The 867-nt window shown below is 63.4% G+C and carries 1 protein-coding gene; it reads right to left on the minus strand.

The annotated features are described in order from the left end of the window. Positions 1-815: ArdC family protein (locus IL54_RS23560; protein ID WP_237748998.1), on the minus strand; the 815-nt coding region annotated here is incomplete at its 3' end. Positions 816-867: the final 52 nt, after the last annotated feature.

Consider the following 867-nt stretch of genomic DNA (forward strand, 5'->3'; position numbering starts at 1 on the left):
TTATGCTCACCTCGCCATAACGCGAGCCAAGAGCCGGTATAGTCGGCATGGCGGACGGTCGGCACGATGCCGAGTGCGGCGCAGAGGAAGGCCGATCCCATTTCGGCGATCAGTTCTTCGCGGGCATAATCCTTGGAGCCAAAGCCGTTGGTAAGGTTGCGGCCAAGGCGCGAGGGATGGCCGGTCGCGTGGGTCAGTTCGTGCAGGCAGGTCCGGTAATAGTTGATCTGCTCATAGAAGGCAGGCTGTGGCGGCACCTGCACCATGTCCAGCGAGGGCATGTAGAAAGCCTTGTCTCCGCCAATACGGAAATCCACGCCGCTGGCCGCGATCACCGCCTCGGCAAGGGGCACAACCTGACGTTCGGGCAGGGGCGCGGGTTCGGCGGCGAGGCCGGGCCGCAGCCCTTCGCATTGCGACAGGTTGAAGACGGTAAAGCGTTTGAGGAAGGCGACCGACCTGGCGTCCTCGCCGGTCGCCCTTGCCTTTTCTTTCTCCGCTTCGGGGGTGAAGCGGTCGGCATAGACGATGGTGGTGCCCTTCTCGCCCTTGGATACGCATCCGCCTGCGTCTCGTGCCTGTTTGAAGGTCAGCCAGCTTTGGGAAGGATAGCCCTTTTCGATGGCAGCGCCCCACAGGATGAGGATATTGACGCCCGAATAGCAGCGGGCCGTCAGCGCGTTGCGCGGCAGGCCGGGGGCCAGCGCGCCGTGTGCCATGTCGGTGCCCGACGATGCCCAAGGCTGGACCCATGGGAAACGCCCTTCTTCAAGCTGGGCGATGATTTTGGCGGTTACCTCGTCATAGAGGTTGATCCGTTCGGGCTGGGCGTCCTCGGTGCGACGCTCCGACCTTGCGCGAACGTTG

It is taken from the genome of Sphingobium sp. ba1 (genome assembly GCF_000743655.1).
Lineage (GTDB): Bacteria > Pseudomonadota > Alphaproteobacteria > Sphingomonadales > Sphingomonadaceae > Sphingobium.